Raw genomic sequence first — 20,231 nt, forward strand, 5'->3', positions numbered from 1 at the left:
CAGCAACGACAGGGGGGCGACGGACCGAGGACACGCCTCATCGTCGCACCTCGGGTCCGCGCGCATCAGCACAACCCCGAAAATGTGAGTCCAACCGGACTCACCTTGGTGCCCACGGGCACCACCCCGCCCGCGCGCACCGGAACGTAAGGTGCAGTGACGTGACGAGAAGTGGGCGGGCGAGGGCCTGGGTGGCCGGGTACTGCGCAGTGCTCGCGCTGATCATCGTCGGCCCGCTGGCCGGTTCGGGATACCTGCTGCTCCGCGACGCCGTGAGCACGCCCCGCCCCTATCTCACCGACTCCGCGCTCGGCCTCGGCGCCGCCGCACCCCGCGCCGTCCCCCAGGACGCGCTCCTCGCGACCCTGTCGCCCCTGATCGACGGTGGCCTCCTCGTCAAGGCCATCCTGATCACCGCCCTCTGGGCCGCGGGCTACGGCGCCGCCGTCCTCGCCCGCGAACTCCTCGCCGCCCCCACCCCCGCCCAGCTGGTCGCCGCCACCCTCGCCCTCTGGAACCCCTTCGTCGCCGAACGCCTCCTCCAGGGCCACTGGAGCCTGCTCGCCGGCTACGCCGCCCTCCCCTGGACCGCCGTCGCCGCCTCCCACATCCGCCGGTCCATGAGCGGAACGGGCACTCTGTCGCCAGGCGGTTATGCCGGCACCACTCCCCTTGCTCACCACACCGCGGTCTCAGTGGAGATGAGCGGGGGTGACGTGAGCGACGCGCCCAAGGCGGGCAGTAGCACGACGGATAGCGGCGGCGCGACTGGCAGCGCCGGTGCGACGGACAGCGGCGGCGCGACGGACAGCGGCGGTGTGGGGCGCGGGGCCGGAGGGGCGCGGGCCGTTGCGGGGCGATTCCGTGGGGCGGGTGGCGCGTGGGCGGCGCTCGTGGCGGGGTTCGCTGCGGCCGGGTTGACGCCGACCGGGTCGTTGCTGGCCGCGGTGGTGGGGTTGGCGCTGGTCGGGCGGCGGGGGTTCCTGCCCGCCGTCGGGCTGTGGATCGTGACGTGTGCGCCCTGGCTCACCGCCACGGCGCTGGGGTCCGGGGCGGAGCCGTCGGATCCGGCGGGGGTGTCGGCGTTCGCGGCGCGGGCGGAACCGTGGCTCGGGACGCTGGGCAGCCTGGCCGGACTCGGTGGGATCTGGAACAGCGAAGCCGTCCCCACCACGCGCACGACGCCGCTGGCCTTCGTCGGCACCGCACTCCTGCTCGCGATCGTGGCGCTGGGAGTGCGCGCGGTGTGGGCGCTCGGGCGCGACGGCCGTGCCCTGCTGATCATCGCGGCCGCGGCGATTCTGCTACCGGCCCTCGGCGCGACCGGCCCCGGACTCGCGCTCGGCGAATGGCTCGTGGTCCACGTTCCCGGCGCCGGGCTGCTGCGCGACACCCAGAAGTACGTCGCCCTCGCGATGCCCGCCTACGCCCTGTGCACGGCGGCCGCCTGCGCGACCGTCCGCACCTGGGCCCGCCGCTTCTCGACCGAACCCGAAGTCCGCGGCGACACGGGAACATCCGCTGTCGCGGCACTTTTCATCGCTCTGCTGATCCTTCCGCTGGCCGACCTGGCCTGGGGGGTCGGCGGCGCGATGCGGCCGGTGCACTACCCGGGCGGGTGGGAGAAGGTCGCCGAGCGCATCGATGCCCCCGGCGACGTCGCCGTCCTCCCCACGGGAATGTTCCGCGTATTCCCTTACAGCGGAACAGCACCCGTTCTCGACCCCGCTCCCCGCATCCTCCCCAACGACGTCCTCCAGACCGGCGAACTCCTCGTCCGCGGCCACGCCGTCACCGGCGAAGGCAACCGCGCCCGGACTGTCGAGGAAGCCCTGATCCAGGGCGCCCCCGCCGGCACCCTCGCCGACCTGGGCGTCGGCTGGATCCTCGTCGAACGCACCACCCCCGGCCCCTGCGGCGATTCCGAAAAAACCCTCTCCACAACAGAACTCGTCTACGAAGACCACAACCTGGCCCTCTACCGAATCCCCGCCCCCACCCTCCGCGACACCGCCACCCCCACCCAACGCCGAATCTCCACCACCGCCCACCTCCTGTGGGCATGCACCCTCATCGGCAGCCTCACCGCCGCCACCCTCACCCAACGGAGTGGCACCCGGCGCGGCACCCACAAATCGCCGAGCGCTTAGAACACCGGCCCGAGCGGTCAACGATGCATTTTCGCTATGGCCAGCTCACAGCACGCAGCGGAAACTTCGCACGCGAGGCGCCGAGATCTGGAGGAAACTGATGTCTGTGGATCTGTCGTTCTTCCGCTCCGAGACTTCGCAGCGCATCCGCGCCGAGGCGCGCGAGCAGGGGTTGGAGCAGGGACTGGCAGAAGGCCGGGACCTGGGGGTGGCGGACAGCATCCTGCGGATACTGAACAGGCGCGGCCTCACCGTGCCGGTGGCTGCCGAGGCCAGGATCATCGCCTGCCATGACAGGGATCAGCTGACGACCTGGCTGGATCGGGCGATCACGGTGGGGACTGTCGAGGAGTTGTTCGCCGGCTGAGGTCAGGCGCGGGTGGTGGTCTGGGTGACCAGGCCGGTGACGAAGCGGCCGGTCGCGGCTGCCGCCAGGACCTCGTGGACGCCGGAACCTGTTTGTTCCCAGGAGAATTCGTGGGCGCGGGCGCGGGCCTTCTCGCCCATCATCTGGCGGGTCTCCGGGTCGGCGAGCAGGTCGCCCGCGGCGGCGGCCAGGGCGGGGGCGTCGTCGACGAGCAGGCCGGTGACGCCGTCGACGATGGAGTCGGTGAGGCCGCGGGAGCTGCGGTAGCCGATGGTGGGGACGCCGTGCTGGGCGGCTTCGATGACAGCCAGGCCCCAGCCTTCCTTGCGCGAGGGCATCACGTGCACCCACGCGGTGGACAGGATCTCGTGCTTGCGGCGCTCGTCGACATGACCGTGGAAGGTCACCGCGTCGGCGATGCCGAGTTCGTCGGCGCAGGCACGCAGGTTGGGCGCCCACCAGCCGTCACCGATGACGTCGAGGTGCACGTCGGGGAAGCGGGTGCGCAGGGCGGCGACGGCGGTCAGCGCGTCCTCGATCTGCTTGTGCGGAACCAGCCGCGACAGTACGGCGAGGCGCGGATGGGTGGCGCGGGTGTCGTCGCCACCGGGGACGACACCGGCGGGGACCGGCTCGGCGCCGTTGCGGACGACGGCGATGCGCTCGCGATCCACCCCGAGCACAGCCAGCTCCTCGGCGGAGGGCAGCGACACGGTGAGGTACTGGTTGTCGCGGTGCACCCGCGGCGACAGGCGTGACTCGATCCACCAGCCGACCCGCCCGACCAGCTTGCCCGCCACCGGCCACTGCTCGCGGTGCCCGTGGTGCACCAGCACCACCGACGGCACGCCCGTGGCCGCGGCGAAGAAGGGAATGCCGTTCTGGGTGTCGATCACGACGTCGGGCCGTACCCCGCGCAGCGGTCCGAAACCGAGCCGACCTGCGACGATGGCGGCGAGGGCGCGGGGGTACACGGTGAAGCGCCCGCCCGCGCGGCTGATATCGATCCCGTCGATCCGTTCCCGCCGCGGCGCACCCGGGTACCCGGCGGTCCGCAGGGTGACCTTGATGCCGCGCGCGGCCAGCTGGGCGCCGACCTGCTCCAGGTACCGCTCGCTGCCGCCGCCCTGCGGGTGCCCCGTGTCACGCCAGCACAGCAGGAGGACTTCACGCACGGTCGGGCTCGCAATCGGTTCGGTCGAGGGACAAAGGTCGGGCACCACACTAGCGGGTGTGGTCTGCGCTACACAGCGCACTGCCCATAAACTCCTCGCCGTGCCGACCGCATCCCCGCCGACAACAGAGCGGCCCGTCCAGCGTCGCGACCAGCCCGGGTTCGCGCGCCGCGCCACCCTGCGCCGCTCACTGCGCCTGCTCACCAGCTTCCGGTTCGAGCAGTCCGACCCGGCCAGGTTCTACGGCGGCATCGCCACCGACAGCGCCGACCTGATCGGCGACTTCTACGCCGACATCACCGGCACCGACCTCACCGGCACGATGGTCCTCGACGTCGGCGGCGGCCCCGGGTATTTCGCCGACGAGTTCGCGAAGGCGGGCGCGCGCTACGTCTCGGTCGAGCCCGATCCGTCGGAGATGCACGCGGCGGGGCTGCGAGTGTCCGGTTCGGTGCGCGGGTCGGGGATGGCACTGCCGTTCCGCGACAACGCTTTCGACGTCTGCTTCTCCTCGAACGTGGCCGAGCACGTGCCGCACCCGTGGGTGATGGCGGAGGAGATGGTGCGGGTGACCAAGCCCGGCGGCCTCATCGTGTTCTCGTACACGGTGTGGCACGGGCCGTTCGGCGGGCACGAGACCGGCCTGTGGCACTACCTCGGTGGCGAGTACGCCGCGCGCCGGTATCGCCGCAAGCACGGTCACGAACCGAAGAACAGGTTCGGCCGCTCGCTGTTCGCCGTGACCGCGGCCGACGGGCTGCGCTGGGCGGCAACGACATCAGCCGAAGTACGGACGGTCTTCCCCCGCTATCACCCGCGGTGGGCCTGGTGGCTTGTTCGAGTTCCGGTGATCCGCGAGCTACTGGTGAGCAACCTGGTGGTCGTCGCCACCAAGGGCTGATCAGGCCAGCCAGCTCAATCGACGCGACCTGCGGACGGGCGCGGGTAGTGCGCTGGCCCACGGCGATTCCTGAATCGCCAAACCGACGGTCTCCAAGGTGGTCAGCCCGACCTGATCGGCTAACGCCCCGACCATGGCGACCGCCTCAGCGGCCTGGATGGCGGCAGTTGCCTGCTCGATCGTCAGCGTGCGGCCCGGCAGGAATGACACAACCCATCCCCCGCTGCCCACACTCTTCGCTTGATGGTCGGTCTGGTCGCTGGTCATCAACGATCGGCCGATCACTTGCACAGCCATGAGTCGATCTCCCCAATTCGCTGTAAAGGTCCGATGAATCGAGCGAGCTGATCAGTAGCTAAAGCATCCCCTTTTCAACAACAGAACGCAATAGTGCGTTTACCCGGGAAGCGAACCGACAGGTTGGAATTCGTCCTGTTCACAGTCCCTGTGGGACAATGAATTAGAACGTGTTGCAGACAACAGGGCGACAAAACTGTAACGTGTTCTTATGCACTACGACAGTCTGTTCATCGGCGGGAAGTGGACCACCCCTGCCGGTAGTGACCGCATTTCCGTGGTCTCGCCCGCGACCGAGGAGACCGTCGGCAGCGTGCCAGCGGTAACCAAGGCCGATGTGGACGCCGCGGTCGCCGCAGCCCGCGACGCCTTCGACAGCGGGCCGTGGCCATCGACGCCCCCACTGGAACGAGCCGAGGTGCTCAGCAAGGCCGCTCGCCTGATCGAGCAGCGCTCCCCCGAATTGCTCGCCGCACTCACCGCGGAGATGGGCGCACCTTCGTTAGCCGCCTTGACACTCAACCAGATTCCGGCCGTCGCCGCCCTCGACGCATGGGCAGCCTTGGCTGAGACGTTCCCGTGGAACGAGACTCGGACCGGTTTGTTCGGAACATCCCGTGTCTCACGGGAACCGCGCGGTGTCGTCGCCGCGATCACCGCGTGGAACGTGCCGCTGTTCCTCGCTGCCAACAAGCTCGGCCCCGCCCTGCTGGCCGGCTGCACGGTGGTGCTCAAGCCGTCGCCGCTCACCCCGCTCACCGCCAACCTGCTCGCCGACATCTTCACCGAGGCCGGTCTGCCCGACGGCGTGCTCTCGGTGCTGCCCGCCGACGCCGCCGAGAGCGAGTACCTCGCCGGGCACCCCGGTGTGGACAAGGTGACCTTCACCGGCAGCACGGCGGTCGGCCGCAAGCTGGCCGCGATCGCGGGCGAGCAGCTCAAGACCGTTTCGCTGGAGCTGGGCGGCAAGTCGGCCGCCATCGTCCTGCCCGACGTCGACATCGAGGCCGCCATCCCGGTCCTCGCGTTCTCCGGCCTGATGAACAGCGGTCAGGGCTGTGTCGCGCAGACCCGCATCCTGGCCCCGCGCAGCCGCTACGACGAGATCCTCGACGCACTGGTCGCCCATGTGAAGACCATGCAGACCGGTGACCCGACCGATCCCGCCACCCAGCTCGGCCCGCTGATCAGCGAGAAGCAGCGCGAACGCGTGGAGGGCTATATCGCCAAGGGCAAGGAAGAAGGCGCGCGGCTGGTCCTCGGCGGCGGTCGCCCCGAGGGCGTGGAGCGCGGCTGGTTCGTGGAGCCGACGATCTTCGCCGATGTGGACAACTCCAGCACCATCGCGCAGGAGGAGATCTTCGGCCCCGTCCTGTCCGTGATCCCCTACGAGACCGAGGACGAGGCGATCGCCATCGCCAACGACTCGGACTACGGCCTGGCCGGCTCGGTGTGGACGACCGATATCGAACACGGCACGGAGATCGCCGCGAAGGTGCGCACGGGCACCTACGCGATCAACTGGTACGCCTTCGATCCCACCGCGCCGTTCGGTGGGTACAAGAACTCGGGCATCGGCCGTGAGAACGGGCCGGAGGGTCTCGACGCGTTCTGCGAGCAGAAGTCCGTGCTGATGCCGATGGGCTGGACGCCCGACTAGTCTTCCGGCATCTGGACCCGGAGCACCGGCTGTCCGGCAACCTGGCCCCGGGGTGGCAGGTCGACCACGTCGACTCGCCATCCCGGCGGCAGGGCGCGCTGCAAGCGGCCCGCCACCCGTTGCATCGGCGTGCTCGAGTAGGCGTCGGACTCGTATCGGGTCACCAGATCGGTCATGCGTCAACCACCTCTCAGCGTCGATCTCATCGCCGGCCGCGGCAGTGCGGCCGGGGTGTCGAAGGGGAGTTAGCTCGGATGGTGCGACGTACAGGGGAGCCTGCCCAGGAATATAGGTGACGGCGCCTCTTCCCAGCCAGCGACTCTCTGACATGGATAGATATACCCCGTTTCGGGCCGGGGAAATCGTCCGCGCGCGAAGCTGACAGGAAACCCCGAGTTCGCTTGGTGCGCTTCACAGCTGCTCACGCCCCGTAATTGCGGTGCTGCGCAGGCTTACTGCCGGAGCGAGCGCCGGTACGCCGAGGGTGTGAGTCCCGTCACGGCGCGCAGATGATCGCGCAGTGCCGTCACACTGCCGAATCCCGCACGCTGCGCGACCGTCTCGACCGCCAGATCCGTGCGTTCGAGCAGTTCGCGAGCCCGGCCGAGACGTTGCGCGTCCAGCCACGCGCGCGGTGTCGTGCCGACCTCGGCCTTGAAGCGGCGGATGAAGGTCCGCTCACTCATCAGCGCGTACGCCGCGAGCGCGGGAACATCGTGGGCGGCTTCGGGATTCGAGATCGCCCAGGTGAGCGTCGCCGCGAGCCCGCCGTGCGGGTCGGCGCCACCCATCGGGCGCGGGATGTATTGCGCCTGACCGCCCTCGCGATGCGGGGGGACCACGTTCCAGCGGGCCAGGTCGGCGGCCGCGGCGGCGCCGAGCTCGCGACGCGCGATGTGCAGGCACAGATCCAGCCCCGCGGACAGGCCCGCCGAGGTGAGGATGTCGCCGTCGTCGATGTACAGGGCGGCCGGGTCGAGCTTCACGGCCGGATAGAGCGCGGCGAACTGATCGCAGTAGCCCCAGTGGGTGGTGGCCGGGCGGTCGTCGAGCAGACCCGCCTGAGCCAGGACGAACGCGCCGATGCAGATCGAGGCGATGGTGGCGCCGCGCTCGGCGGCCGCGCGCAGGGCGTCGAGCGCGGGCTCCGGCGTGGGCAGGGTCGGCAGGCCGATGCCGGGGACGACGATCAGGTCGGCCTCGGCCAGGAGCTCGAGGCCGTGTTCGACGCGCAGGTCGAAGCCGTTCGGCGTCCACACCGGGCCGGGCCGGACGCCGCAGGTGCGCATCTGGAACCCCGCCGGCTCGCCGGTGACCCCGGGACCGTGCCGGAACGCCTGGACCGCGCAGGCCAGGTCGAAGGTCATCACCCCGTCCAGGGCGAGCGCGGCGACCTCGATCATGCCTCCAGTTTGGCATGAATCCGCGCATCACTGGCATTCGTGCCACTTCACTGCGGCCGTTCCCCTCGCGAGACTCGAAGGGACAGCGAACTTCGGCGCCCGAGGAGACCGACCATGCCCATCACGACACCCACCCTCGACTGGGACTGGGCCACCCGCTCCGGCGGCAACCTCACCGCCGCCGAGCGCCGCGCGCTCACCGTCGGCCTGGTGCGCGTGGTGCCCGCGCTGGTGCCGGGACGGATCCGTCAGGCGCTCGGCCGCCGCGGCGCGGGCCGGCTCGATCTCGACGCGGTGCGCCTGCCGGACACCCCGCTGGCCAGAGCCGCCGAAGTCGAAGCGCGCGAGCACCTTTCGGACACACTCCTGGCGCATTCGTTCCGTACCTACTTCTTCGCGCGCGCACTGGCCGAGCTGGACGGGGTCGACTACGACGACGAGATCGGCTACGTCGCCAGTCTGCTGCACGACCTGAAGCTCGAAAAGCCCACGCCCGGGAGGTGTTTCGCCGTGGCAGGGGGCGAGTCCGCGCACGGTTTCGCGGTGCGGCACCGCGCGCCCGCCGCACGGGCCGAGGCCATCGGCGCCGCGATCGCCGCCCACCTCAATCCCGATGCCGCCGAAAACCTGGGTGATCCAGGCGGTTTCGTCTCCGCGGGCGCCTCGGTGGACGTGCTCGGGCGGCGGTTGGCCGACCTGGCACCCGACTGGGTCGACGACCTGCTCGTCCGCCACCCCCGCCAGGACTTCAAGCGTCAGCTGGTCGCCCGCTTCACCGCGGAGGCGGCCGCGGTCCCCGACGGCCGGATCCACTGGCTCAACGGCACGGGATTCCTGCAGCTGATCAAGCTCGCGCCGTTCGCCGAATAGACGAAACCGCCCGTACCGACATCGGTACGGGCGGTTCGCTGTTCAGGGGGCGAATCAGCCCAGGCGCTCCTTGAGGGCCTCGAACTCGTCGCGCACGCCGGAGGGCAGCTTGTCGCCGACGAACTCGAACCACTCCTCGATCGACGGGATCTCCTTGCGCCACTCGTCGACGTTCACCGCGAGGGCCTCGTCGACATCGGCGACGACCACGTCGAGGCCTTCCAGGTCGAGGTCGGCGGCCGAGGGCACGTTGCCCACCGGGGTGGCCTCGGCGCCCGAGCGACCCTCGATGCGGCCGACGATCCACTCCAGCACGCGGGAGTTCTCACCGAAGCCGGGCCACAGGAAGCGGCCGTCCTCGCCACGACGGAACCAGTTGACGTAGAAGATCTTCGGCAGCTTGTTCGCGTCGGCGTTCTTGCCGAGGGTGATCCAGTGGTTGAGGTAGTCGCCCACGTGGTAGCCGAGGAACGGCAGCATCGCCATCGGGTCGCGGCGGACGGTGCCCACCTTGCCCTCGGCGGCGGCGGTCTGCTCGGAGCCCATGGTGGCGCCCATGAACACGCCGTGCTCCCAGCCGAAGGACTCGGTGACCAGCGGGACGGTGGTCTTGCGGCGACCGCCGAACAGGATCGCCGAGATCGGCACACCCTGCGGGTCGTCCCACTCCGGCGCCAGGATCGGGCACTGCGACATCGGGGTGCAGTAGCGCGAGTTCGGGTGCGCGGCCAGGGTCTCGGTCTCGCGACGGACCCAGTCGTTGCCCTTCCAGTCGATCAGGTGCTCGGGCTCGCCTTCCAGGCCCTCCCACCACACGTCGTTGTCGTCGGTCAGCGCGACGTTGGTGTAGACGGTGTTGCCCGCGTCGATGGTGGCCATCGCGTTGGGGTTGGAGCTGTGGTTGGTGCCCGGCGCGACGCCGAAGAAGCCGAACTCCGGGTTCACCGCGTACAGGCGGCCGTCCTTGCCGAAACGCATCCAGGCGATGTCGTCGCCGAGGGTCTCCGCGCGCCAGCCCGGGATGGTCGGCTGGATCATCGCGAGGTTGGTCTTACCGCAGGCGCTCGGGAACGCGGCGGCGACGTAGTAGTTCTTGCCCTCGGGCGAGATCAGCTTGAGGATCAGCATGTGCTCGGCCAGCCAGCCCTCGTCGTGCGCCATCGCCGAGGCGATGCGCAGCGAGTAGCACTTCTTGCCGAGCAGGGCGTTGCCACCGTAGCCGGAACCGTAGGACCAGATCTCGCGGTCCTCGGGGAAGTGGGTGATGTACTTGGTGTCGCTGCACGGCCACGGCACGTCGGCCTGGCCCTCGGCCAGCGGCGCGCCGACGGAGTGCAGCGCCTTCACGAACGGCTTGTCGCTGCCGAGCTTGTCCAGCGCGGCCTGGCCCATGCGGGTCATCACGCGCATCGAGACGACCACGTACTCGGAGTCGGTGATCTCCACGCCCAGCTTGGGGTCCTCGGCGCCGAGCGGGCCCATGCAGAACGGCACCACGTACATGGTGCGGCCCTTCATCGAGCCGCGGTACAGCTCGGTCATGGTGGCGCGCATCTCGGCGGGGTCGACCCAATTGTTGGTCGGGCCCGCGTCGGCCTCGGTCTTGGAGCAGATGTAGGTGCGCGACTCGACGCGGGCGACGTCGGAGGGGTCCGACAGCGCCAGGAACGAGTTCGGCTTCTTCTTCTCGTCGAGCTTCTTGAAGGTGCCCGCCTCGACCAGCTGGGTGGTCAGGCGATCCCATTCCGCATCGGAGCCGTCGGCCCAGACCACGCGATCCGGCTGAGTGAGCTCTGCGACTTCCTGTACCCAGGCGAGCAGTTCACTGTGCTCGGTCGGCGCGGTGCCGTCGGATCCACGAAGACCAGGAATGGTCGCTGAGGTCATGAAAACTCTCCTGAGATGGGCGGTTCTTCGATGCGAGGTCCATCGATCGCCACCGGGCGGGAAGGCGTCCGCAGCGAACCAACCACCGCACAACCCCAAATGGACGGCGTACAGCGCCGTCCACGGACGGAGGCCGCGCATCGACTGGCACGGAGCGGACGCCCAGGTTCCTGGTTAAAGGTTAACGCGATATGACGATCGATACGGAATCGGGTTCCCTGATACTTACCCACAGGTCGATCAAACAATCGTGGCCGCGCCGCGATCGAGGACGGCGAGGTCGCGCTCGCACGCGGCCAGCTGCGCCGGGCGCTCGGCGGCGAGCCGCCGGGCGAGCGCGTCGAGTTCGGCCACGCGGCGGTCGACGGCCACCGCCCGCGCCGTCGATTCGCGGACGACGTGCTCGGCCAATTCTGCCTCCACATCCACCAGAACCGCCGCGACACGCTGCTCGAGCTGGGCCTTTATATTCACCAGTGCTTCGGCGACCCATTGCGCCATGTGGTTGCGCTCGGCGAGCTGGCCGCGGGCACGCACCACCCAGTAGGCCGCGCCTGCCCCGAGCAGCAGCGTCACGGGGACTGTCGCGACGTCCAGCGCGGGCACCAGCGACAGCGGCGCGACAACCAGACGACCGAGACCGACGCCAGCCGACGCGCCGACCGCGATCATGAGGTGATCTTCGACACCACGGTGTCGGGGGTCGGGATCGGGGCCGAGTCGGGGCGCCGGATCGTGCCTGCGTGCGGCGGGCGCGGCGGTGCCGATCCGGCGGGCCGTCTCGAGTATCCGGTCGTCGATCGAGAGGTCGACCGCGGTGGCCAGTTCCGCCGTCGCGTGCTGCAGGCGGCGCGGGTACTCGCGCAGTGCGGCGCGGTCGCAGCGGTCGAGTTCGGCGCGCGAGCGGGTGTGCAGGGCCCGCACCATCGCGCCGACCTCGGTGGTCAGGTCGACGCGCGCCAGCTGCACCTGGCTGCGCACCGAGGCCAGCCCGGTCTGGCGGCCACCGTCGCGTTCGGCGAGCTGGGCGACCCGTTCCTCCCTGATCCTGGCCGATTCCGTGCCGGAGCGCAGTGCCGTGATCTGTTCGGTGATGCGGGCCCTGGTGTCGGCGATCGCCCTGGTCAGCACGGCGGCGCTGCGCTGCGGGCTGTCGGCGGGGAGCTGGGCGGTCGCCGCGGCGAGGGTGGCGTGCAGGCCTGCGAGCCCGGAACGGTCGAGCAGGGCGGAGTCGTCGGCGGCGCGGGCCGCGGCGGCCAGCCGGGCCGAGACCGCGACGATGTCGAGGTCGCACCCGCGCTCGGCCAGCAGGGCCAGGCTGCGCTCGCGGATCGCCTGCCAGTCGGCATAGGCGTGGAAGCCGTTCATGGCGAGCACGACCGGCCGGTCCGCGGCGCGCAGGCGGTCGATGAGGGCGAGCATGTCGGCGCCGAGCACGCTGCCCGCGTCGAAGAGGACCAGCGCGGCGGCCGGATCCGGCGCCGTGGGGTCGACCAGGTCGATGCGCGGTTCGAAACGGGCCAGCTCGGTGCGCAGCAGCGTGGTGTTGGCGTCGTCGACGGCATACAGCGCGACACCGGACCCGGTGCCGGGACCGACCTGCCCCACCGCCCGCAACAGGGCGACACCCTGCGGGTTCCACCGCTCGATCACGGCGAGGAGTTCCGCGTCGACCGCCTGCTCGTCGGAGCCGGGCGGGGCGGCCGGTCTGTCAGAGTCCGGCACTGCTCATCCGTTCCCAGGCTCGGATGTAGCCGTTGTGGACGCGCAGGGCCGCGCGACGGGCGGCCGGGGGCATGTCGCTGGAGACGACGGCGCGCCAGCGGGTGGCGCGGGCGAGGGCCTCGTCGGCGTCGGCGGGCGCCGGGGAGGGGTAGCCGGCCGCGAGATGCGAGACCTGGGGGCAGGCGAGTCCGGCGCAGAGTCCGGCCCACAGCGCGTCGTCGCCGGTGAGGTAGTGCTCGATCAGCTCGCGGGCGCGGCCACCGTCACCGGGGACCGCCCTGGCGGCGAGGCGGATCAGCTCGTCGAGCAGTTCGCCACCGCGCACGGCTTCCACCTGCTCGTAGCGGCGATGCACCAGCCGGTGCAGCGGGTCGACACCGCTGGCCGAGTGCAGGATCTGGATGAGTGCGGCCGAACTCAACTCGGCGTCGGCGCGCAAAGCGGTGAGCGCGCAGTCGACGCCGTAGAGGTCCCAGTTGGCGAGCAGCCGTCGGCGCGCGTCCTGGTCGGAGCCGCTGCCGAGGAACAGGTCGGCGGCCAGCACCGAGGGCACATCCGGGCCGACGGCGAGCCTGCGCAGGTCGGTGCGGTCGGCGGGGTCCACCGCGCCCGCCCTGGTCCTGGCGGCCAGCGAGGCGACCACCGGCACGACCGGCAGGCCCAGTTCGCGCGCGTACCGGTCGGCAGCGGCCACCGCCTCGCCCCAGCGCGCGCCCACCGCGTCGGCCTTGTTCAACACGACGACGCCGCGCCCGGGCGGCAACGTGGCGAGCACCCGTTGATCGGCCGCCTGCGGCGCACCGGCCAGCACATAGATGACGAGGTCACCGTCGAGCACCGGATCCGGCTCCCCCGGCTGATCGACCGGTGCCGTCTCCTCCGCCGACAGCAGGGCCAGCGCGCGCAGCACTGTGCTGCGCCCGCTCGATGCCCGCCCGGCGACCTGGATCCGCAACGGGCGCCTGCGCCGGGCGACCGCGGCGGCGAGCCGGTCGGCGATCGCCGGATCACCACCCCGACCGGCCGCGAGAGTCGAGATCAGCTGATCGAGCTGGTCGGATGCCCGTGTCTGCCCGGATTCGGTGGCTGTCGACATGCTGCACACCCCCTTTTCGGTGGGCATTCTGTCAGATCGGCGGCGCGGCGGCCGTCGCGAACCGTCTGCCGACCTGCGGCAACACCGCCGCAACACGACGGGGCCCGCGCCCGCGCCGCCCGACCCGACGCACGCGGCTGCGACGTAGCTCGGCGCATGCTGGACAATGGGCGCTGTGAACGACGCCGCCAACCAACCAGTCGAGTCGGTGCCGGGGCAGCCGTCCCACCCGAAGCTGTCCGAGATCCCGCACGAGGCGGGCCGTCGCTCGACCACCGGATCGCGCCTCTACCCCCGCGTCACGAGCTTCCGCTCGCGGCGCGGCGCGCTGACGCCGAATCAGCAGGTCTCCTGGGAGCGCACCTGGCCGGTGATCGGCCGCGATGTCGCCAACGAGGCGCTCGACGCCGATGCCTGGTTCGGCCGCAGCGCGCCGCTGGTCATCGAGATCGGCTGCGGCACCGGCACCGCGACGGCCGCCATGGCGCAGGCCGAACCGCACCTGAACCTGATCGGCATCGAGGTCTACCAACCGGGGTTGGCCCAGCTCGTGCAGCAGATCGAGCGCGAGGAGATCGGCAACATCCGGCTGCTGCGCGGCGACGCGGTCGACGTACTCGAGAACATGGTTGCCCCGGAGTCGCTGACCGGCGTCCGCGTGTTCTTCCCCGACCCGTGGCCCAAGGCCCGCCACCACAAGCGCAGGCTGCTGCAGGCGCCGACCTTCGCGCTGATCGCCAGCAGGCTGAAGCCCGGCGGCGTGTTGCACGTCGCCACCGACCACGCCGACTACGCCGAGCACATTCTCGAAGTAGGCTCGGCGGAACCACTGTTGACCGGCCTGAACGACACCACCGGTGGCGACAGTGCGGCCAACCGGATCACCGCGCCGATCGGTTTCGAACGGCCCGTCACCAAGTTCGAGGGCAAAGGCCTGCGTGCCGGTAGCGCCATCAACGAGTTCATATGGGGGAAGATCGACAGATGAGCGTGAGTGAGATCGCCACCGAGATGCCGGATATCGCCCAGGGAGCAGCCGGCAGCGAGGCGCTGGGCAGTTCCGGCTCCGACGTCCGGCGCGTCCTGCTCGTCTGGGACGCCCCGAACCTCGACATGGGACTCGGCGCCATCCTCGGTGGACGTCCCACCGCCGCTTATCGCCCCCGTTTCGACGCGCTCGGCCGCTGGCTGCTCGCGCGCACGGCCGAGCTCTCGGTCGGCGCGAAGGGCCGCGTCGAACCCGAGGCCACCGTGTTCACCAATATCGCGCCCGGCACCGCCGATGTGGTCCGGCCGTGGGTGGAGGCCTTACGCAATGTGGGTTTCGCCGTCTTCGCCAAACCGAAGATCGACGAGGACTCCGATGTCGACGCCGACATGCTCGCCCACATCGCGCTGCGCGAGCGCACCGGCGGACTCGCGGGCATCATGGTCGCCTCCGCCGACGGTCAAGCGTTCCGTGAACCGCTGGAAGCGATCGCCGCCAAGGGAATCCCAGCTCAGGTTCTGGGATTCCGTGAGCACGCGAGTTGGGCTGTCACTTCCGATACTCTCGAGTTCGTCGATCTCGAGGACATCCCGGGTGTGTTCCGGGAACCGCTACCGCGGGTGAGCCTCGATTCGCTGCCCGACGAGGGTGCCTGGCTGCAGCCGTTCCGGCCGCTGTCGGCACTGCTCACGTCTCGCCCTGGTCAAGGAGTCGCTTAAGTGTTCACCCGCTGGGGCGATCTGGTCTATCGGTTCCGATTCGCCGTCATCGGTGTCGTCGGTGCTGCCATGCTGGCGCTGGGTGCCTACGGCACCGGACTCGGCGACCGCCTGACGCAGAGCGGCTGGTTCGACCCCGGCTCGGAGTCGGTGCGGGGTGCGGAGATCGCCGACGTCGCCTTCGGCCGCGACCACACTGCCGACGTCATCGTCATGTACAACGCCCCCGAGGGCAAGACGATCGATGACCCGGAGTTTCAGCAGAAGATCGTCAGCAACCTGACCTCGGCGGTCAACGACCACCCCGACCAGATCGACAAGATCAACGGCACCTATTGGAAGGTGGGCGACGCGCCCGCCGTGCCATCGGCTTTCGGGTCGAAGGACAAGAAGCACGCGTTCGCCTCGATCGCCATCGTCGGCGACAACGACACGACGATCATGGCGAATTACCGTGTCGTGGCGGATGTCTTCTACATTCCCGGCGTCGACGTCGAGGTCTCGGGCCTGCAGCCGCTCGGGGTCACGCTCAACGACACCATCGCGCACGACACCAAGCGGATGGAAGTGCTGGCCCTGCCCGCGGTGGCCGTCCTGCTCTTCTTCATCTTCGGTGGCATCATCGCGGCCGGGCTGCCGCTGATCATCGGCGGTCTGACGATCATCGGCGCCAACGGCATCGTCATGACGTTGACCAACTTCACCGACGTCAACTCCTTCGTCACCGGCGTCGTCTCGATGATCGGCCTCGGCCTCGCGATCGACTACGGATTGTTCATAGTCAGCCGCTTCCGTGAGGAGATGGCCGAGGGTTACGACACCCCGGCCGCCATCCGGAGAACAGTGGTGACGTCGGGACGGACGGTCGTCTTCTCCGCGACGATGATCATCGCCAGCCTCGGCGGCGTGCTGCTGTTCCCGCAGGGCTTCCTGCGCTCGGTCGCCTACGGCACCATCGCGACGGTCTCCCTCGCCGCGCTGACCGCGGTGACGATCCTGCCCGCCATGCTGGCGGTGCTCGGCCCGCGCGTCGACATGCTCGGCCTCAAGCGGTTCCGCAAGAACAAGACCGCTGAGGAGATCGAGAACGGTTTCTGGGGCAGGCTCACCCGCTGGGTGATGCGGCATCCGCTCAAGATCGCGATCCCGGTGACCGTCGGCCTGTTGCTGCTGATCATCCCGGTCAAGAATCTGGCCTTCGGCGGTATCAACGAGAAGTACCTGCCGCCGGACAACGCGACAAGGGCCGCGCTCGAGCACTTCTACGAGGTCTTCCCGCAGAAGAAGACCGACCCGGTCCAGCTCGTCTTCGTCGTCGAGTCGGGCGACAAGGCCGACACCGACGCCATCGGTCAGGTCTGGAAGCAGGCGAACCAGGCGCCCGGGCTGGTCGAGCCGTTCGCCGTGCCGTCGAATCCGCCGGACGATCGCACCGTCTACCGCACCTCGGCGACCCTGGTCGATCCCACCGGCAACGCCGAACCGACCATCGACTACCTGCGGGCGATCGACGTTCCCGACGGCGTGACGATGTACGTCACCGGTCAGCCCACACTCATGGCCGACAGTATCGACACGCTGCTCGAACTGATGCCGTGGATGATCCTGATCGTCCTGTTCTCCACCTTCGTGCTGATGTTCCTGACCTTCGGCTCACTGGTGCTGCCGATCAAGGCCGCGTTGATGAGCGCGCTCGGCCTCGGCTCGACGCTGGGCATCCTGACCTGGATCTTCATCGACGGCAACGGTTCCGGGATCCTGAACTTCACGCCGCAGCCGATCAGCGCGCCGGTGCTGATGTTGATCATCGCGATCATCTACGGCTTGTCGACCGACTACGAGGTCTTCCTGCTCTCCCGCATGGTGGAGGCGCGCGCCCAGGGCGCGTCGACGACCGAGGCCGTGCGGATCGGCACCGCGCAGACCGGCCGGATCATCACCGCCGCCGCCCTGATCCTGCTCGTGGTGACCGGCGCGTTCGCGTTCTCCGACATGGTGATGATGCAGTACATCGCCTACGGCATGATCGCGGCGCTGTTCATCGACGCCACCGTGCTGCGCATGCTGCTGGTGCCCGCGATCATGAAGCTGCTCGGCGACGACTGCTGGTGGGCGCCCAAGTGGATGAAGCGGATTCAGGAGAAGATCGGTCTCGGCGAGCCCATCCTCGACGACGAGCGTCCGCAGAAGGGCTCCGTGGTCGACCTGGTGAAGACCACCCCGATCACCGATCCGCCGACGATGCAGCTGGCCTCGGTGCCCGACAGCAAGCTGGCCAAGACCCCGCGCCGCCCGCGCACCGTCGCCGAGATCGAGGCCGAGGCGCCGACGGCGCACCTGGACAAGATCACCGAGCACACCGACCCCGCGGAGCCCGCGCGGCCGCGGCCGCCGATGTCGCCGGATCCGACGCGGCCGCGCGCCCCGATGCTCTCGGGCGGGCCGACCCGCAAGCCGGAGACGCCCAAACCCGATCAGGGCCAGGTGAATCCGCCCAGCAGCGGCGACCCCACCCAGATCCTGCCGATCATCAAGCCCGAGGTCGCCCCGCCCGAAACCGGTCGCGGCCAAGCGGATTCGCCCGACCACGGCACCGGCCCGCAGTCCCCGCGCGGCGAGTTCGGTTCGCGCCCCGGCGATTCCGGCCGCAATACGACGGCGGGCGACGATTCCGGTCCGGGCATCTCGAGCTTCAACGCGTTCGGTGACCCGGTCGCCGGCGCACCGGAATCCGGCCAGAACCTCGGAGCCCCGGGCGGCGGCTTCGGCCCGCAGGGCGGACCCACGAGCGGTGCCCATGCCGTGGCGCCCGGCGAACCCCGCCTGAATCTGCCGGATGACACGTCTGACGCCCGCTTCGGCGCGCGCGGCGGCTCCGCCCCTGGTTCGCCTTTCGGCGCGTCGGGCGATTCGCAGAGTGGCGCGCGCTTCGGTGGTACGGACGGCGGCGCGTCGAACGCCGACTCGCCTCGGCTCGGCATGCGGGGTGAAGACCAGGGTCGCGGGTCGTTCGGATCGCCTTCGGATACCGGGAGTGCCAATGGCGCTTCGGGTTCCGCGCTCAGCGAGAGCGGAGTCATCGGGGGCGGGTTCGTCGACGGCGGTACGCCGGGTGTGATCGGTGGCGAGCTGCCGAGCCGTGGTCCTCGCGAAGCGACGCCGCCGCGTGGTGCGGAACGGGTCCAGCCGCCCGCTGGTTTCACGCCGCCCTCGGTTGACCGGCCGTCCGTGCCGCGGGTGTCGACACCCGACGAGGCACCCGGTTTCGGTGCGCCCGGCGAAGATTCGGTGCGGCCGATCGTCAGCCAGTCGCGGCCGAGCGTGAGCCCGCCGCCGGGCATCGTGCCCCCGCCCGCGCCGAGCATCGTGAATCCGCCGCCGGGGCTCGTTCCGCCCGTGCCGAGGATCGCCAACCCCCAGCCGCCGAGCATCGTCTCGCCGACGCCGCGGCCGGTCGAGCCGCCCGCCGGTGGCACTTTCGGTGGTTTCACGCCGATCGGTCGCGAGGCCGCGCAGGAGACGGAAGGATCCGCGCCCGAACAGGATTCGCGTTCCTTCCCGCCGCCGGGTCAAGCAGCACCGGGTACTCACCGTGCACCCGCGGGCAACGAGCCCGAGGCCGACCAGCCCGCCGCACGGGGGGTCTTCGGCACACCGGTCCCGGTGGAGCCCCAGTCTCCCCCGCCCTCGTGGCGCGAAGCCGACGCCCACACGGCCGCGAACGAATTCCGCGCCCCTGATTCCGGTGCAGCCCATGGCGGATTCGGTGCGGGGAACGACCCGGCCAACCCGCCGGGGGTCGGCCCGCTCAGCAGCCGCGAGAGCAGCACAGCCAACCCGCCGCTGCCCCGCCGCGGCGCCGAGCCGAACTTCGAAGGCGTGCAGCCGGATGCGGCGAGCCGTGCCGACGGCATCGCCAGCCCAGTGACGCCAGATCGCGGCAACAGCGCCTCCAACCCCGCGACGCCGGGCCATAGCAGCAGCGGCACGGCACCCGCCGATCCCGGCTACGGCACTGCGGAACAGAGCGCACCCGGCCGCGAAGACCTTGCGGCGCCTGACGGTGGCAGCACCACCGGCGCGCCCAGCGATCGCGGATTCGGTACAGCAGAACCGAGCGCGCCCGGGCACGGAATCCTCGCCGCTCCCGGTCCTGGCACCGGGGCGGCATCGAGCGAACGACGATTCGGTGCTGCGGACCCGCGCGCGACGGGCCGCGAAGGCAGTGTGGCCGATCCAGGTCGGGGCGACAACGCGACTGGTTCGGCTCTGCCCAGGCGTCGATACGCCGACGATCAGGGTGCGGCGGGTTCGGAAGACAGCGCGACACCGCCGCGCGGTGGGTTCGAGGCGGCTGAGTCGGTGCCGGGCCGGGAGAACGGGACGGCCGGGTCGCTGCGTGGTTCCGTGGATGCGCCGGGCGGGTTCCAGGTGCCGCAGGTCGACAATGCGGCGCGTTTCGCTCCGGGTGAGGCTGCGGCGGAGCAGGATTCGATGCGCGGTGGGGTTCGGCCGCAGGTCGCGCCGCCGGGGTTCACGGCGGTGCCGACCGGGGACACCGAGCCGGCACGCTCCGGCGACGAAGACGAGCGGCGCGGCGCAGATGACTCCCGGGGCGCCCCGGTGGAGCCGGCCGGTCAGTGGCAGGCTCCCGCCGGATTCACCGCGGTGCCGACACCGAGCACGGAGCAGGAACGTTCCGGCGACGACACGGCGGAAGCCGATGCGCCGCAGAACAACCGGAACGAGATCGAGAACTGGATGGCACAGTTGCGGTCCTCGCGGCGTGGCAGCACGACCCCCGATGAGGGCCGTCACCAGGCAGGCGACGGACGCACAGTGAGCGTGAACGAGCTGCTGCGCCGCCGCGAGGGCGACGCCGACTGAGTGCCCCGACCAGCTGACACGACGGAACCCACGGCGAGCACCATGCCGTGGGTTCCGTCGTCTCGCTTCCGCGATGGCTTTCGCCCCCGCGACTGTCGCGGCCGGT

At 70.3% G+C, this 20,231-nt stretch carries 15 protein-coding genes; 8 read left to right on the forward strand and 7 right to left on the reverse strand.

Annotated elements, in window-relative coordinates:
- Nucleotides 1-161 precede the first annotated feature (161 nt).
- Together AB0H56_RS14635 and AB0H56_RS14640 are read left to right on the forward strand one after the other, a co-directional pair.
- Complete coding sequence (locus AB0H56_RS14635) at nt 162-2,150, forward strand: hypothetical protein (protein ID WP_357162334.1); 1,989 nt, start codon at nt 162-164, stop codon at nt 2,148-2,150.
- Between the two features lie 100 nt (nt 2,151-2,250).
- Nucleotides 2,251-2,517, forward strand: coding sequence for a hypothetical protein (locus tag AB0H56_RS14640; protein ID WP_357162337.1), 267 nt, complete (start codon nt 2,251-2,253; stop codon nt 2,515-2,517).
- 2 nt (nt 2,518-2,519) lie between these two features.
- Here AB0H56_RS14640 and AB0H56_RS14645 read toward each other — a convergent pair whose 3' ends face one another.
- The gene (locus tag AB0H56_RS14645) at nt 2,520-3,692 is read right to left on the reverse strand and encodes a glycosyltransferase family 4 protein (RefSeq protein ID WP_357162340.1); all 1,173 of its coding nucleotides are present in this window, start codon (nt 3,690-3,692) and stop codon (nt 2,520-2,522) included.
- Between the two features lie 100 nt (nt 3,693-3,792).
- On the opposite strand from AB0H56_RS14645, the gene AB0H56_RS14650 reads away from it, so the two are divergent.
- Complete coding sequence (locus AB0H56_RS14650; protein WP_357162343.1) at nt 3,793-4,593, forward strand: class I SAM-dependent methyltransferase; 801 nt, start codon at nt 3,793-3,795, stop codon at nt 4,591-4,593.
- On the opposite strand, the gene AB0H56_RS14655 is transcribed toward AB0H56_RS14650, so the two are convergent.
- Nucleotides 4,594-4,890 (reverse strand): hypothetical protein, encoded by a 297-nt coding sequence (locus AB0H56_RS14655; protein WP_022566699.1) that lies wholly within the window; start codon nt 4,888-4,890, stop codon nt 4,594-4,596.
- Nucleotides 4,891-5,101: 211 nt separating this feature from the next.
- Here AB0H56_RS14655 and AB0H56_RS14660 point away from each other — a divergent pair, with 211 nt between their 5' ends.
- The gene (locus AB0H56_RS14660) at nt 5,102-6,550 is read left to right on the forward strand and encodes an aldehyde dehydrogenase (RefSeq protein WP_357162346.1); all 1,449 of its coding nucleotides are present in this window, start codon (nt 5,102-5,104) and stop codon (nt 6,548-6,550) included.
- Here AB0H56_RS14660 and AB0H56_RS14665 read toward each other — a convergent pair.
- Entirely contained in the window at nt 6,547-6,726 is a 180-nt protein-coding gene (locus AB0H56_RS14665) for a hypothetical protein (RefSeq protein WP_357162349.1), read from the reverse strand. The two genes, AB0H56_RS14660 and AB0H56_RS14665, sit on opposite strands and share 4 nt — an antisense overlap.
- Nucleotides 6,727-7,002: 276 nt before the next feature.
- Nucleotides 7,003-7,953: a helix-turn-helix domain-containing protein gene (locus AB0H56_RS14670; protein WP_357162352.1), complete on the reverse strand. Its 951-nt coding sequence runs from the start codon at nt 7,951-7,953 to the stop codon at nt 7,003-7,005.
- Between the two features lie 114 nt (nt 7,954-8,067).
- On the opposite strand from AB0H56_RS14670, the gene AB0H56_RS14675 reads away from it, so the two are divergent.
- Nucleotides 8,068-8,823 carry a phosphohydrolase gene (locus AB0H56_RS14675; protein ID WP_357162355.1) on the forward strand — a complete coding sequence of 252 codons (756 nt, stop codon included), beginning with the start codon at nt 8,068-8,070 and terminating at the stop codon, nt 8,821-8,823.
- Between the two features lie 54 nt (nt 8,824-8,877).
- Here AB0H56_RS14675 and AB0H56_RS14680 read toward each other — a convergent pair whose 3' ends face one another.
- The 3 genes from AB0H56_RS14680 to AB0H56_RS14690 form a co-directional block, all read right to left on the reverse strand.
- A complete protein-coding gene (locus AB0H56_RS14680; RefSeq protein WP_110037741.1) occupies nt 8,878-10,710 on the reverse strand; it encodes a phosphoenolpyruvate carboxykinase (GTP) in 1,833 nt (610 codons plus the stop codon).
- 240 nt (nt 10,711-10,950) lie between these two features.
- Nucleotides 10,951-12,435, reverse strand: coding sequence for a hypothetical protein (locus tag AB0H56_RS14685; protein ID WP_357162358.1), 1,485 nt, complete (start codon nt 12,433-12,435; stop codon nt 10,951-10,953).
- The gene (locus tag AB0H56_RS14690) at nt 12,422-13,531 is read right to left on the reverse strand and encodes a hypothetical protein (RefSeq protein ID WP_357162360.1); all 1,110 of its coding nucleotides are present in this window, start codon (nt 13,529-13,531) and stop codon (nt 12,422-12,424) included. Before AB0H56_RS14690 ends, AB0H56_RS14685 begins: the two co-directional genes overlap by 14 nt.
- 166 nt (nt 13,532-13,697) lie before the next feature.
- Between AB0H56_RS14690 and trmB the strand changes: the two genes are divergently transcribed.
- The 3 genes from trmB to AB0H56_RS14705 are packed head-to-tail and all read left to right on the forward strand — an operon-like array spanning nt 13,698 to nt 20,125.
- Nucleotides 13,698-14,519, forward strand: a complete 822-nt coding sequence (gene trmB / locus AB0H56_RS14695; protein WP_357162363.1) for a tRNA (guanosine(46)-N7)-methyltransferase TrmB — start codon at nt 13,698-13,700, stop codon at nt 14,517-14,519.
- A complete protein-coding gene (locus AB0H56_RS14700; RefSeq protein WP_186817440.1) occupies nt 14,516-15,238 on the forward strand; it encodes an NYN domain-containing protein in 723 nt (240 codons plus the stop codon). Before trmB ends, AB0H56_RS14700 begins: the two co-directional genes overlap by 4 nt.
- Nucleotides 15,239-20,125 (forward strand): MMPL family transporter, encoded by a 4,887-nt coding sequence (locus AB0H56_RS14705; protein WP_357162367.1) that lies wholly within the window; start codon nt 15,239-15,241, stop codon nt 20,123-20,125.
- Nucleotides 20,126-20,231 lie beyond the last annotated feature (106 nt).

It is taken from the genome of Nocardia sp. NPDC050717, from assembly GCF_040654275.1.
GTDB lineage: Bacteria > Actinomycetota > Actinomycetes > Mycobacteriales > Mycobacteriaceae > Nocardia.

Excerpts from the sequence above, each read along its gene's own strand:
- AB0H56_RS14640 (WP_357162337.1), top strand. The coding sequence starts at position 2,251 with ATGTCTGTGGATCTGTCGTTCTTCCGCTCCGAGACTTCGCAGCGCATC.
- AB0H56_RS14655 (WP_022566699.1), bottom strand. The coding sequence starts at position 4,890 with ATGGCTGTGCAAGTGATCGGCCGATCGTTGATGACCAGCGACCAGACC.
- AB0H56_RS14660 (WP_357162346.1), top strand. The coding sequence starts at position 5,102 with ATGCACTACGACAGTCTGTTCATCGGCGGGAAGTGGACCACCCCTGCC.
- AB0H56_RS14665 (WP_357162349.1), bottom strand. The coding sequence starts at position 6,726 with ATGACCGATCTGGTGACCCGATACGAGTCCGACGCCTACTCGAGCACG.
- AB0H56_RS14670 (WP_357162352.1), bottom strand. The coding sequence starts at position 7,953 with ATGATCGAGGTCGCCGCGCTCGCCCTGGACGGGGTGATGACCTTCGAC.
- AB0H56_RS14675 (WP_357162355.1), top strand. The coding sequence starts at position 8,068 with ATGCCCATCACGACACCCACCCTCGACTGGGACTGGGCCACCCGCTCC.
- AB0H56_RS14680 (WP_110037741.1), bottom strand. The coding sequence starts at position 10,710 with ATGACCTCAGCGACCATTCCTGGTCTTCGTGGATCCGACGGCACCGCG.
- AB0H56_RS14690 (WP_357162360.1), bottom strand. The coding sequence starts at position 13,531 with ATGTCGACAGCCACCGAATCCGGGCAGACACGGGCATCCGACCAGCTC.
- trmB (WP_357162363.1), top strand. The coding sequence starts at position 13,698 with ATGGGCGCTGTGAACGACGCCGCCAACCAACCAGTCGAGTCGGTGCCG.
- AB0H56_RS14700 (WP_186817440.1), top strand. The coding sequence starts at position 14,516 with ATGAGCGTGAGTGAGATCGCCACCGAGATGCCGGATATCGCCCAGGGA.